9 protein-coding genes and 1 pseudogene are annotated in these 12,721 nt (G+C 74.9%); 2 read left to right on the forward strand and 8 right to left on the reverse strand.

Features of this window, described 5'->3' with window-relative positions; all coding sequences use genetic code 11:
- Positions 1–52: 52 nt before the first annotated feature.
- The 3 genes from ABT354_RS20795 to ABT354_RS20805 form a co-directional block, all read right to left on the reverse strand.
- Positions 53–2,140, reverse strand: a complete 2,088-nt coding sequence (locus tag ABT354_RS20795) for an ATP-binding cassette domain-containing protein (RefSeq protein WP_351495851.1) — start codon at positions 2,138–2,140, stop codon at positions 53–55.
- A 178-nt stretch (positions 2,141–2,318) separates the two neighbouring features.
- Positions 2,319–3,080 carry an NUDIX hydrolase gene (locus tag ABT354_RS20800; RefSeq protein WP_351495854.1) on the reverse strand — a complete coding sequence of 254 codons (762 nt, stop codon included), beginning with the start codon at positions 3,078–3,080 and terminating at the stop codon, positions 2,319–2,321.
- Positions 3,081–3,267: 187 nt separating this feature from the next.
- Positions 3,268–4,443, reverse strand: a complete 1,176-nt coding sequence (locus ABT354_RS20805; protein ID WP_351495856.1) for a DUF4192 domain-containing protein — start codon at positions 4,441–4,443, stop codon at positions 3,268–3,270.
- 162 nt (positions 4,444–4,605) lie between these two features.
- On the opposite strand from ABT354_RS20805, the gene ABT354_RS20810 reads away from it, so the two are divergent.
- Together ABT354_RS20810 and ABT354_RS20815 are read left to right on the forward strand one after the other, a co-directional pair.
- On the forward strand, positions 4,606–6,801 hold the full coding sequence (locus ABT354_RS20810; RefSeq protein WP_351495979.1) for a RecQ family ATP-dependent DNA helicase: 2,196 nt from the start codon (positions 4,606–4,608) through the stop codon (positions 6,799–6,801).
- A 256-nt stretch (positions 6,802–7,057) separates the two neighbouring features.
- The gene (locus tag ABT354_RS20815) at positions 7,058–7,681 is read left to right on the forward strand and encodes a hypothetical protein (RefSeq protein WP_351495858.1); all 624 of its coding nucleotides are present in this window, start codon (positions 7,058–7,060) and stop codon (positions 7,679–7,681) included.
- 593 nt (positions 7,682–8,274) lie between these two features.
- Here ABT354_RS20815 and ABT354_RS20820 read toward each other — a convergent pair.
- From ABT354_RS20820 to ABT354_RS20840, 5 genes and pseudogenes are all read right to left on the reverse strand, one after another.
- The gene (locus tag ABT354_RS20820; protein ID WP_351495860.1) at positions 8,275–8,889 is read right to left on the reverse strand and encodes a hypothetical protein; all 615 of its coding nucleotides are present in this window, start codon (positions 8,887–8,889) and stop codon (positions 8,275–8,277) included.
- A gap of 82 nt (positions 8,890–8,971) precedes the next feature.
- Entirely contained in the window at positions 8,972–9,679 is a 708-nt protein-coding gene (gene rnhB / locus ABT354_RS20825; protein ID WP_351495862.1) for a ribonuclease HII, read from the reverse strand.
- A 454-nt stretch (positions 9,680–10,133) separates the two neighbouring features.
- Positions 10,134–11,015, reverse strand: a pseudogene (locus ABT354_RS20830) (ADP-ribosylglycohydrolase family protein); the annotation flags it as partial.
- 222 nt (positions 11,016–11,237) lie between these two features.
- Positions 11,238–11,897, reverse strand: a complete 660-nt coding sequence (locus tag ABT354_RS20835) for a histidine phosphatase family protein (protein WP_351495864.1) — start codon at positions 11,895–11,897, stop codon at positions 11,238–11,240.
- Positions 11,898–12,036: 139 nt separating this feature from the next.
- Positions 12,037–12,642, reverse strand: coding sequence for a YdbC family protein (locus ABT354_RS20840; RefSeq protein WP_351495867.1), 606 nt, complete (start codon positions 12,640–12,642; stop codon positions 12,037–12,039).
- Positions 12,643–12,721 lie beyond the last annotated feature (79 nt).

The raw sequence follows: 12,721 nt of genomic DNA on the forward strand, positions 1-12,721 counted from the left end.
AGAAACGGGCATAGATCGCGAGGTGATGAGCAGATCGCCGCACCCGGTCCGATCACCGCGTCCCGGGGACCCCACGACGGACACCGGCGACCATATAAGCGCAGATCAACACGGACAGGGACAACAACAGTGCGACGCCCACAGGTTGGACGAACAGTCGTGTCCCGGTCGTCAGCCAGCCCTCCGCCCGCTCCGGCACCGTGATCCAGGGCAGCTCCAGGAGCCTGCCGGGAAATCCGGCGGCGGACCTCGGAGACGGCACCTCGATCACCGCCCGCACCGCCGGAACGGCCAGCACCGGCACCGCGAGGACCGCGGCGAAACCCGCCGCCGCCACCCGGAAGATCCCGGCCGCCAGCAACCCGGCCCAGGCACAGCCGACACAGAGGGCGCACCAGCCGGCGAGCAGCGCCGCCCGGCCGTCCGGCAGCGCGTCCGGGCCCAGGCCGTAGAGGAGCGCCACCGCGAGGGCGCAGACGGCCGCCGAGGCCCCCGCGGTGAGCACGGCCGCCGCACCGGTGACCAGAGCCTTGGCCAGGAGCAGCCGGAGCCGTGCGGTTGGCGGCCCATGGACGGTCGCGAGCGCGGGTCGGCGATGCTCCTCGCCCGCCGAGAGCGCGCCGAGCAGCCCGGCGGCGAGGGCGGCGGGCGGCAGCGGCAGCACGGCGGGCCAGCCCGCGAGCGCCAGTGGGAGCGGGGTCGTCCGGGACCGGGCCAGCAGCAGACAGAGCGCCAGTGACCCCAGCACCGCCGCCGCCATCACCAGCACCGCCGTCCTCACCCCGAACATCCGCAGCAGCTCGTACCGCAGGGGGCGCACGGGCCCGCGCACCAGCGGCCCCGGCCCCCGCGACCCCACCGAGGCACGCCCCCGGCGCACCGCCCCACCGACCCCTGGCCCCCGGCCCCGTCCACCTTCCGCCCGGCCGGTCCCGGTGCGGCCGGGGACGGCCCCCTCGGGCCCCAGGGGGTCGGGAGGCCCAGGGGAATCGGGAGCATCAGGGGGATCCGGGGAATCGGGGGGAAGCGGAGGCTCGGAGGCCTCGGACGGACCCGAGGACCCGGGCAGGGACGGCGGCCGGTCCTGCGGTACGGGCGGCACGGACGCGGGCGCCTCGGGCGGGGCGGGCTCCGGATCCGGCGCTTCGGGCGGGGCAGTGCCGCCCGGCCGTACGGTTGGCGCGGCTGGCGCGGGCGCTTCGGGGGGCGTGGTGTCCTCCGGCCGTACGGGCGGCGCGGGCGCGGCCTGCGGCGGGGCCGGAAGGGGTGCGGCCGCCCCGGTCTCGTCGGCGAGACGGTGCAGCAGGACCCGGTGCCGGAAGGCGGTCTCGCCGACCTCGGCACAGCTGCTGCCGTAGACGGAGAGCGCTCCGCCGGACTCGGCGACCGCCCGCACGGGCCGCCGCCGGGCGCGGGCCTCCCGGTGGAGCAGTTCGGCGAGCCGGGCGGCATGGGGGGTGCGGACCGCGACCCGGGGTCCCAGCCGGGTGCGGGCGAACGCTCCCGCCTCCTCGTCCGCGATCAGTCTGCCCGCCTCGACCACCAGGATCCGGTCGGCGAACCGGGCCGCCTCCCGTGCGTCGGCGGTGGTGCACAGCACCGTCCCGCCGCGGTCGGCATGGGCTCTCAGCAGCGTGTACCACCAGGCGCGCTCCTCGTGCGGAAGCCCGTCGGTCACCTCGTCGAGAACCAGGGTCACCGGGTCGGCGAGGAGGGCGCAGCCGAGGCCGAGCCGCCGGTCCGTGCCGAGGCCGAGGGAGTCCAGCCGCCGGTCGGCGTGGAGGGTCAGGCCCAGGGTGGCCAGGATCGCCTCGGCGCGGGCGGGCGGGGCGCCGACCGCCGCGCAGACCATGCGGAGCTGTCCCCGGACCGTCCGGGCGGGGTGGCCGGGGACATCGCCGAGGAGGGCGCCCACCTCGCGGGCGGGATGGCCGATCCGGTGGAGGGGTCTGCCCCGGAAGAGGGTGGTGCCCCGGCCCGGCTCCAGCCCGAGAAGCAGCCGCAGCGCGGTGGACTTGCCCGCTCCTCCGGCCCCCAGCAGGGTGGTGATCCGTCCCGGCCGGGCGTGGAAGGACAGATCACTGACGGTGGGCGGCAGGTCGCGCCGGGGGCGGCTGGACAGTCCGATGGCCTGGAGCATCGCTTTTCTCCCCGAAGCGCGGACGGGAGACCGCACGGCGGCGGGCGGGCGTCTGCACGATAACCCGATTTTCCGGATTTTTACCGTAAGGGCGCATGCCCCGGGTGTCACGCCATCGGATCCCGCTCCGGCCACCCCGGCGGAAAGGCCGGTGCAGGGCGGCCGGGGTGAGCCTCCGTCAGATCTCGGGGCGCAGCATCGGCGGGTTGAGCAGGGTCGCGCCACCGGCCCGGAAGAGCTGGGCGGGCCGTCCGCCCTGCCGGGTGGTGGTACCCCCGGAGGGCACCAGGAAGCCGGGTGTGCCGGTGACCTTGCGGTGGAAGTTGCGCGGATCCAGGGCGACGCCCCAGACCGCCTCGTAGACCCGGCGCAACTCGCCGACGGTGAACTCGGGCGGGCAGAAGGCGGTGGCCAGCGAGGAGTACTCGATCTTGGAACGGGCCCGCTCCACCCCGTCGGCCAGGATTCTCGCGTGGTCGAAGGCGAGCGGGGTGGAGAGATCGTCCTCGCGGGCGGATCCGTCGTCCCCGAACAGATCGCCGACGGTGGCCCAGCGGGCGCTGTTCGCGTCTCCGCCCGCCCGGGGTGCGGGCAGGTCGGGGGCGAGCACCAGATGGGCGACGCTGACGACCCGCATCCGGGGGTCGCGCTCGGGATCGCCATAGGTGGCCAGCTGTTCGAGGTGGGCTCCGCCCTCGGGCTGGGGCGCCGCGGGGTCATGGGCGCACAGCCCGGTCTCCTCGGCCAGCTCCCTGGCCGCCGCGTCGGCCAGGCTCTCATCGGCCCGGACGAAACCGCCGGGCAGTGCCCACCGGCCCTGGAAGGGCGGCTCACCCCGGCGGACGACCAGCGCGCAGAGCGCGTGCCGCCGCACGGTGAGCACGACCAGGTCGACGGTGACGGCGAAGGGCGGAAAGGCCGACGGGTCGTAGGGAGGCATGCGGTGATCATAGTCGTCTGCCTGACGATAAACAGTCCTTTCGCCATCCTCCCGCCCGCCGTCCACCCGGGCTGCGGGGACCGCGCCCGCTCACCGCGCCCGGGGGCGGTGGGCCCCTCACGGCCGGGGCCCGGGCCGGGCCGGGCGGCCCGCCGGTCCGCCGTCGTGGCCGTCGCCGTCGCGCCCGTCATCGGGACTCCCCGGAGGCCCCCGGGGCCGGGGCCCGGGACTCGCGCTCCGTCCGGAGCACCTGGCGCACCGCCTCCACGTCCAGTCCCGCGTTGCACGCCTGGTGCAGCAGCACGGCGAAGACATATCCCGGGTCGCGGCTCAGGGCCAGCCCCAGGGCGACCCGGGCGGCCGGCTGGTCGCCGGTGGACCAGGCGACCCAGCCCGCCAGGGTGAGGGGGGCCGCGGCGTGCTCGGCATAGGAGCCGACACAGCGGCGGGAGAGCGCCCGCCAGAGCCTGAGCGCCGGCTCCCCCTCCGGTCCCTCCATCCACTCGGCGGCCCGGTCCCTGGTCGTCCGGGACTGGAGGCCGAGGATCAGGGTGGCCGCCTCGTCCTGGGTGAGCAGGGCGTCGTCGGCGGCGTCGGCCCGGGCGGGGTCCGGGGACGGACGGGACGGACCCGACGCGGCGGCGAGCCGCGCCATCACACTCCGGGCCAGAGCCAGGGTCTCCTCACCCACCCGGGCACGCCCCTCCCCCGCCAGGATCCGGGGGATCAGCTCCGCCGCGGCGCGGTCCAGGGCGCGCTCCTGGGCCCGCGCCCCCGGCCCGGTCCAGGGCATCAGCCGCTCCTCCAGGGCACGTGGCGATCCGCTCACGGTGACTCCCGCATAGGCCGCCGCCGCGGCCATCACCGAGGTCCCGGCGACGGCCGACGGGCTCCCCTCCGGCGGGCAGCAGCGCGGGTCGGGACAGCAGTAGGACCAGAAGCGCCCGCCGGAGAGGCACAGTGACTCATAGACCGGAACGTCCAGCGCTCCGCAGGCGGTGCGCAGGGCGTGGGAGAGCGGGCGCAGCCGCTCCATCACCGCCCGGCCCGTCTCCCCGGCGCCGGGGTCCCGGCAGAGGAAGAGGGCGACCCCGTCGGGCTGGTGGCCCCGCTGTGCGCTGCCCTCGATCAGGCACCGGGCGAGCTGCCGGGCCACGGCGGGCCACTCGGCCGGCGCGCGGGGGATCCCCAGGCGGACCCGGCCGCCGAAGGCTCCCCGGCTGCCGTGGAGGGCGACCATGACAATCGAGTCGCTGGGGTGGTAGCCGAGGACATAGGGCAGGGCGTCGGCCAGCTCGGCCGGGCCGCGCAGCGTGACCCGGGGCCGGTCGGCCCCGCTGATGAGTCCGTGGTGGTTGTTCATGCCCCGACGGTCCCGCGTCACCGCCGGATCCCGCTGCCCCTGTGGATAACCACCGGGTGACGGAGTTGTCCACAGGTCACGGGCCCGCGTTCGCCCGATGTCGGTGGCATCGGGTTGCATGGAGCCATGAGCAACGCAGACCTCCCGGACCCGACCACGCCCATGGACCCCGCCCAGCCCGCGGCCCCGGCCGTGCCCGACGACCCGGCGGAGCTGCGGGCCGCGGCCGACGCCGTGCTCTCCCGCCTCGTCTCCTCCCCCGACGGCACGGCCCGGCTGCGCGAGGACCAGTGGCGGGCGATCGAGGCCCTGGTCGCCCACGGCCGCCGGGCCCTGGTCGTCCAGCGGACCGGCTGGGGCAAGTCGGCGGTCTACTTCGTCGCCACCTCCCTGCTGCGACGGCGCGGCAGCGGCCCCACCGTGATCGTCTCCCCCCTCCTCGCCCTCATGCGCAACCAGGTGGAGGCCGCCGCCCGCGCCGGTATCCACGCCCGCACGATCAACTCCGCCAATCCGGAGGAGTGGGAGACCATCCAGGCCGAGGTCGCCGCCGGATCCGTGGATGTGCTGCTGGTCAGCCCGGAGCGGCTGAACAACCCGGACTTCCGGGACCAGGTGCTGCCCGCGCTCGCCGCCGCCACCGGCCTGCTCGTGGTCGACGAGGCCCACTGTGTCTCGGACTGGGGCCATGACTTCCGCCCCGACTACCGCAGGCTGCGCACCATGCTGGCGGAGCTGCCGCCGGGGGTCCCGGTGCTGGCGACCACGGCGACGGCCAACGCCCGGGTGACGGCCGACGTCGCCGAGCAGCTGGGCACCGGCGCGGGCACGGACGCCCTGGTGCTGCGCGGCCCGCTCGACCGGGAGAGCCTGTCACTCGGCGTGATCCGGCTGCCCGACGCGGCCTCCCGGCTGGCCTGGCTCGCCGACCACCTGGACGAACTGCCCGGCTCGGGGATCATCTACACCCTCACCGTCGCCGCCGCCGAGGAGGTCGCCGCCCATCTGCGCCAGCGCGGCCACACCGTCGCCTCCTACACGGGCCGCACCGAGGACGCCGACCGCCGCCAGGCCGAGGAGGACCTGCTGGGGAACCGGGTCAAGGCCCTGGTGGCCACCTCAGCGCTGGGCATGGGCTTCGACAAGCCCGACCTCGGCTTCGTGGTGCACCTCGGCTGCCCCTCCTCCCCCATCGCCTACTACCAGCAGGTGGGCCGGGCCGGGCGCGGGGTGCGCCACGCCGAGGTGCTGCTCCTGCCCGGCCCCGAGGACGAGGCGATCTGGCGGTACTTCGCCTCGGTGGCCTTCCCCTCCGAGGAACTGGTGCGGCGCACCCTCGATGTGCTGGCCCGCGCGGAGCGGCCGCTCTCGCTGCCCGCGCTCGAACCCCAGGTGGAGCTGCGCCGCACCCGGCTGGAGACCATGCTCAAGGTGCTCGACGTGGATGGCGCGGTGCGCCGGGTCAAGGGCGGCTGGACCGCCACCGGCCGGCCCTGGGCGTACGACACGGAGCGCTATGCCCGGGTGGCCCACCAGCGGGAGGCCGAGCAGCAGGCCATGCGGGAGTACGTCCGGCTGACCGGCTGCCGGATGGAGTTCCTGCGGCGGCAGCTGGACGACGAATCGGCGGCCCCCTGCGGACGCTGCGACAACTGCGCGGGCGGCCGGTTCGCCGACACCGTCTCCGAGGCGTCCCTGGCCGCCGCCCGGGGTGAGCTGAGCCGGCCGGGCGTGGAGGTGGAGCCGCGCCGGATGTGGCCCACCGGGCTCGCGGCGGTGGGGGTCTCCCTCAAGGGCCGGATCCCGGAGTCCGAGCAGGCGTCCACCGGCCGCGCCCTGGGGCGGCTCTCCGACATCGGCTGGGGCAACCGCCTCCGTCCCCTGCTGGCCGAGCAGACCCCGGACGCCCCGGTCCCGGACGATGTGGTGGACGCCGTGGTCACCGTGCTCGCCGACTGGGCCAAGGGCCCCGGCGGCTGGGCCTCGGGAGAGCCCGGCTCCGCCGCCCGGCCGGTCGGTGTGGTCACCGTCGCCTCCCGCCGGCGGCCCCTGCTGACCGGCTCCCTGGGGGCGCGGATCGCGGAGGTCGGCCGGATGCCCCTGCTCGGTTCGGTGGAGTACGGTCCCGAGGCGCCCACCGGCCTGTCCCGGACCAACAGCGCCCAGCGGGTGCGGGCGTTGCACAGCGCGCTGACCGTTCCGGCGCCGCTGGCCGCGGCCCTCACCGAGGCGGGCGGGCCCGTGCTGCTCGTCGACGACAGCGCGGACACCGGCTGGACCCTGGCGGTGGCGGCCCGGCTGCTGCGCCGGGCGGGAGCGGAGGGGGTGTACCCGCTGGTGCTGGCGGTACAGGCGTGATCGGGCTCCGCACCGGCCCGCGGGGCTCCCCGGGAGCCCTGCGGCGGGTCCCGACGACACTCCCGCGAAGGGATATCCGCGTCATAACCACCGATTCCCGCCGCTGGCGTCAAATTGCTCGTTGCCGCACGCCGGTGGGACAGCAAGAATTGGAGTGCTCCCCTACATGGCCCGCAGGCGGCACGCCAGGGCTGTGTCGCGGTGCGCCCTCACCCGACCCTGCCCGCTCTGTGGGCGCGTATGCGAAGGGAGGACTGTGACCTTCGGATTCGCTTCGTCCGCAGCCTCGATGGGCAAAGCGGCCGGCTCCGCCGGGCGCCTCAGGACATTGGAGCCCGCCGAGTGGGCCGCCGCGGGGATACCCCTGCTGCGCAACCCCCGTGAAGTGGTCGGCGGGCTGCACGCCCGGCACCGGCCCCTGCCGACCACGGCGGTCGTCGCGGTGCTCGACCCGGAGGAGCGGCTGCTGGCGAGCGCCTCGTTCGCCCGGCGGTCGGCCCCCGCGGACGGCTGGGACTTCCGCAACGCGCTGCTGGCCCATCTCCGCCGGGTGATCCCCCACGATCTGCGCCGCCGCACCCCGGTGCGGACCGCGGTCCTGCTCTACTGCCGCGAGGGGGACGAGCGGTGGACCGAGGAGGACGGCGCCTGGATGTGGGGGCTGCGGGACGCCTGCACCCTGCACGGGCTGCGCTGTGGCGCGTACATCACCCTGACCCGGGGCGGCTGGCAGGTCCTCGGTGAGGGGCGGGGCGGACGGCGCCCCAACCTCACCTCGGAACCGGGTGATCTGGCCGAGGTGACCGCCGCGGTCGAGCCCCGGGAGCTACGTACCGCCAGCGGCGCCGCCGAGGCCCTGCGCCGCACCGCCGCCCGCTGACGGCACCCGGCCGCCGGAGGGGCCGTCGGGGACCCTGGCAGACCCTTGCAGGGCTTGGCAGGGATGTGCGTCATGCGTGCCGTCCCCGCCCGCGACAGCGGTCGTACCGGGCGGCAGGGGGACGGAACGGGAGGGGCGCGCGGCCAGGGCCGGGCGACGGCGGACGCGCCGGAGCGGGCCCGCTCCGCGCGCCGATGCGGTCACGGGGCCGGATCCGGTCGGGCCGGATCCGAACCGGCGCCCCTCAGGGCCGCCCTCCACGGCTCCCACCGGCACCACCGGCCCGGCACTGCAGCCCCGGGCCACGGCCCGGTCGGCATGGCGGCCGTCGTACGGACCCCTGGCCCTGCCACCCCGTACAGAAGACATGTACAGAAGACGCGTACCGAAGGCCCGGACAACCGGCCCGTACGGTCGGACCGCCCGGTGGGCGGCGGACCACAGGGGGTCCCGACCCGGCCCGTCCCCGCGCGGTGGGCGCGGATTCCCGGGCGGGAGCGGCGATGGCACGGGCGGCGGAGAAGCCCCCGTACCGCCGGGCGTCCGTGGTCCCCCACGGTCCGGATCCGGCGGTACGGACCGTACGGAACGGCTCAGGCGGTGACGCCGAGCGCGGTGTTGATCCGCTGCGGGTCACCGCAGACGATCAGCAGCGCACCGGCCTTGGCGAGGGCCGAGGGCAGCGTACGGGCGGCGGACTCGTCGTCGCCGCCGTTGAGGGCCACCACGACCACCGGCCGGGAGGCGGCCCGGTCCAGCGCGGCGGCGTCGGCGTAGAACACGTCGTCGCGGGCGTCGTGCTGGGCCCAGTAGGCGGCCTCGCCGAAGGACAGCTCGTGCGTGGCCCACGGGTGCTGCTCGCCCGTGGTCAGCACCAGCACCTCGGCGGGTGCGCGACCGTTGTCGAGCAGCAGGTCCACCGCCTCCTCGGCGGCGTCGAGCGCGCCGTCCTCGGGAGCGGGGATCAGCTGGATCTGCGGCTGGGCAGGATCCGCGGACACGGCCGGCGCCGGGGCGGCGGGGGTGTGGGTACGCGGGGGCGCGGGCCTGGCCTGGCCGTGACCCGGGTTTCCGGGACGCGGGGAGGCCATGGAACGCGGACCGGGAACAGGGCGGGGGGTCGGCGCGGGTCGGCCGGGTGCGGCCGGAGCGACGCGGGGACCCTGGGCGCTCTCGTGAATCTGAGGCTCCTCGGGACTGAGAGGCATGAGTGGATGTCTATCAAATGCCGGTTCGAACGGCATAGGCGGGTGGGCGCCTTTGGTACACGGCGCTGCTCGGAGAGCGTGGTCAGAAGTCGAAGCCGAGCTGGCCCCCGCTCTCCAGTGCCACAGCTCCGGCGGACAGGGGGACCCGTACCTTCTTCAGGTGCCGCCACCGGGGCAGGGAGTCAAGATACGCCCAGGACAACCGGTGGTAGGGGGTGGGGCCCCGCACCTCCAGGGCGGCCTTGTGGACGGGCGAGGGATAGCCCGCGTTGTCGGCGAAGGCGAAGTCGGAGAATTCCGGCGGGAGTTCGGCCATGAGCGCGTCCCGGTGAACCTTCGCGATCACGGAGGCGGCGGCCACCGCGACACAGGACTGGTCCCCCTTGATGACCGTGCGCACGGTCCAGGGGGCGCCGAGGTAGTCGTGCTTGCCGTCGAGGATGACGGCGTCCGGGCGGGTCGGCAGGGCCTCCAGCGCCCGGGAGGCGGCGAGCCGCAGCGCGGCGGTCATGCCCAGTTCGTCGATCTCCTCGGGAGAGGCATGCCCGAGCGCGTGCGCGTTGACCCACCGCTCCAGCTCGGCGGCGAGCGCGTTCCGGCGCTTGGGGGTGAGCAACTTGGAGTCGGTGAGGCCCTCGGGCGGGCGGCGCAGTCCGGTGATCGCGGCGCACACCGTGACGGGACCGGCCCACGCGCCGCGGCCGACTTCGTCGACTCCGGCGACGATCCTGGCACCGGTGCGGGCCCGGATCGAGCGCTCGACTGTATGGGTGGGTGGTTCATAGGGCATGGCGCCAGCAAGGGTACGCCGCCCGCCCCCCTGGGGGGCAACCGGATTCCCCCCACTTTTTGCCGCCGTCACCCGTGGGCGGCCGGGGTCCGCTTCCGTGCCCCCGGCGGCACCGGCCCTGGAAGCTCGGGGTCCGGATCGTCCGGGCCGGTCACCGGCGCGTGCCGACCCCTCCGTACCGTCGCCGGACGCTGTGCCGGAACGAGACGGCTCTTCGCTTCCGCACACCCGAGCGGGGTATCCCACGGGCGGCTGCCCCGGGGTCGGGTCCGGGGACCCGCACCACCGAAGTGACCTGCGATGAGGGCGGGAAGAAACCATCCACCGGCGCACAAGGGGTGGCCCGGACCGGGCCGAACGGATCATGTCTGTGCGACAGCAAAGACCGGGATCCGATGGCCCGGCCCCGGCGGCGCGGACGGCCGGACCCCTGGCCGGGGACGTTCCCCCGAGGTCAGGACCGGGGGCCGGGGAGCCAGCCCGGCAGATCCTCGGTGGCCGCGAGCCAGTCGGCGGGCGGCGACCCCGCCGCGCTCGCGGCGACCACTCCGCAGGCGATGGCACAGGTGGTGTCGACATCGCCGCCGACCTGCGCGGTCGTCCAGAAGACCCGCTCGAAGGCATCGAGCCCGCGCGCCGCGGACCAGAGCGCGAAGGGCACCGTGTCATGGGCGCTCGTCCGCCGGCCGCTGCCGAGGACGGCGGCGACGGTCGCCGGGTCGTCGTAGTCGAGCATGTCCCGGGCCCGGCGCAGTCCGGCCGTCACCGCACTGCGGGGGATCAGCGCGATCACCCCGTCCAGCAACTCCCCCGGCTCCGGCGGCCCCGAGGGCCGGGCGGCGATGGAGGCCGCGGCGGCCACCGCCATCGCTCCGACCACGGCCTCACGGTGCTGATGGGTGGTGTACGAGGAGATCTCGGCCTGGTGGGTGGCCTGCTCGGGGTCGTCCGCGTACCAGGCGCCGAGCGGCGCTATCCGCATGGCGGACCCATTGCCCCAGGACCCCTGGCCGTTGAAGAGGGCGGCGGCGAGTTCTCGCCAGTCCCCGCCCTCCCTGACCAGCCGGAGCATCCGGTTGACCGCGGGGCCGTATCCCCGGTCGAAGTCATGGTGGTCGGCGAAGGAACGGGCCAGCGCGTCCTGGTCCACCCGGCCGTGGCCGGCCAGGACGGCAAGGACCGAACAGGCCATTTCCGTGTCGTCGGTCCACTGCCATGGCCCCGGCGGCAGCGCGCGGTCCATCAGCAGGGGGTAGTTCGCGGGTACGAAGAACTGCGAGCCCAGGGCGTCACCCACGGAGAGCCCGCGCAGGGCGGCCAGAGCGCGCGCGAAGCGTTCCCCGTCCGAGAGACGGCGGTCCCCACCCGAAGCGGCAGGACCGGAACTCCCGGGACGTCCGGAAGCACCGGAACGCGCGGAAGGGCCGGCGCGGCCGGAGACAGCGGCAGCGGCCCGGGAGCGGGAGGAGGGGAGGGAGGAATCGGAGGTACGGCGGGAGGCGTCAGAGGGTTCCGGAGCAGCGGAACGCGAAGAATCCGAGGTCATCTCCCGGCCACTCTATCCGGTCGCCCCGTACGGTTCGGGGGTACGCCACCGGGCGAACGGACGGTCCAGGGTGTAGCGGCCGTCGTCGCCGAGGGTCAGCACCCGCAGTTCGCCGTTGCCCGGGTTGGAGAGCGACTCGAACTCGGCGACCGTCCAGTGGAACCAGCGCATGCAGAACAGGCGCATGGTCAGGCCATGGGTCACCAGCAGCACATTCGGCGGATGGTCGGACGACTCGAAGCTGCGGTGCAGGCTCTCCAGGAAGGCGCCGACCCGGTCGTACACATCGGCCCCCGACTCGCCCTGCGCGAAACGGTAGAAGAAGTGTCCATAGGCGTCGCGGTACGCCTTCTGGAGCTGGACGTCGTCACGGTCCTGCCAGTTCCCCCAGTCCTGCTCGCGCAGTCGGGGCTCCTCGCGCACCCGGACCAGACCGGGGTCGAGATCGAAGGCGCGGAAGGTCTGGTGGGTGCGCCGGTAGGGCGAGACATAGACGCTGACCTGCTCCCGGCCGAACAGCTCGCGCAGCCGCGCCCCGGTCGCCGCGGCCTGGGCCTGTCCCCGGCCGGTCAGCCGCAGGGCGTGGTCCGGCTCGCGCTCGTACACCGTGTCATCGGCGTTCCCCTCCGACTCTCCGTGCCGGACGAGAACGATGCGTCGCGGTCTTCCCATGCCCCGACCCTAGATCGGGGTGGTGGAGCCCGGCCGGTCGGGTCGGGTCCATCCGGCGTATCCACCGACAGCCCACCGGCGGCACACCGGTGTATCCACCAGAAGCCCACCGGCGGGCGCACCGGCGGGCGGGGACGGATCAGACGGTCCAGGAGGGTTCCAGCAGGACCACATCGCCGGTGAGCCGGGCGATGTCCGCCTCCGTCTGGGTCCGCAGCAGCAGCCGCTCCACCCGCTCCCTGCGGTACTTGCCGTGCTCGGCCTCGGAGTGCCACATGGACATGACCAGGAACTCATTCCCCGGGGCCGCGCCGAAGAGTCCGCGCACCATCCCGGGCGAGCCCGCCATGGCCGGGTTCCAGACCTTCTCCTGCATCAGCGTGTAGTGCTCGACGCGCTCCTCGTGCACCGTGGAGTGCGCCACCCGTACCACATCCGCGCCGGTGAAGCGGGGCTCAAAACCGGTCTTCACATCGAAGCGGTGGTCGAAGAGCCTGACCTGGGCATCGCGGTACGTCCCCGCCTGTCCCGAGGCGAGCCGGTCGTGCGAGCGGGCCATGAAGGAGTCGTAGAACGCCCTGCTCTCCCAGAAGGCGAAGACATGGGCGACATGGGGGCGTGTCCGGCTCCACCCTCCGCCCTGTCCCCGGAATCCCGGCTCACCCAGCAGCCCCGCCCACTTCCGCTGTCCCCGTTCGAACCCACGACGGTCCACGACGGTGCAGCGAATCCACTTGACCAGCACGGCGCCATCGTAAGGCCCGCCTCCCGGAGCATGTGACCCCGTCTCAGGGCCGATTCCGCCGGGGCGCACCCGGGAGACC

Source organism: Streptomyces sp. NPDC000594 (genome assembly GCF_040299965.1).
In the GTDB taxonomy this organism is placed as follows: domain Bacteria; phylum Actinomycetota; class Actinomycetes; order Streptomycetales; family Streptomycetaceae; genus Streptomyces.

Bases quoted from the DNA above. Each gene is read 5' to 3' on its own strand.
- ABT354_RS20795 (WP_351495851.1), bottom strand. From the start codon at position 2,140: ATGCTCCAGGCCATCGGACTGTCCAGCCGCCCCCGGCGCGACCTGCCG.
- ABT354_RS20800 (WP_351495854.1), bottom strand. From the start codon at position 3,080: ATGCCTCCCTACGACCCGTCGGCCTTTCCGCCCTTCGCCGTCACCGTC.
- ABT354_RS20805 (WP_351495856.1), bottom strand. From the start codon at position 4,443: ATGAACAACCACCACGGACTCATCAGCGGGGCCGACCGGCCCCGGGTC.
- ABT354_RS20810 (WP_351495979.1), top strand. From the start codon at position 4,606: ATGGACCCCGCCCAGCCCGCGGCCCCGGCCGTGCCCGACGACCCGGCG.
- ABT354_RS20820 (WP_351495860.1), bottom strand. From the start codon at position 8,889: ATGCCTCTCAGTCCCGAGGAGCCTCAGATTCACGAGAGCGCCCAGGGT.
- rnhB (WP_351495862.1), bottom strand. From the start codon at position 9,679: ATGCCCTATGAACCACCCACCCATACAGTCGAGCGCTCGATCCGGGCC.
- ABT354_RS20835 (WP_351495864.1), bottom strand. From the start codon at position 11,897: ATGGGAAGACCGCGACGCATCGTTCTCGTCCGGCACGGAGAGTCGGAG.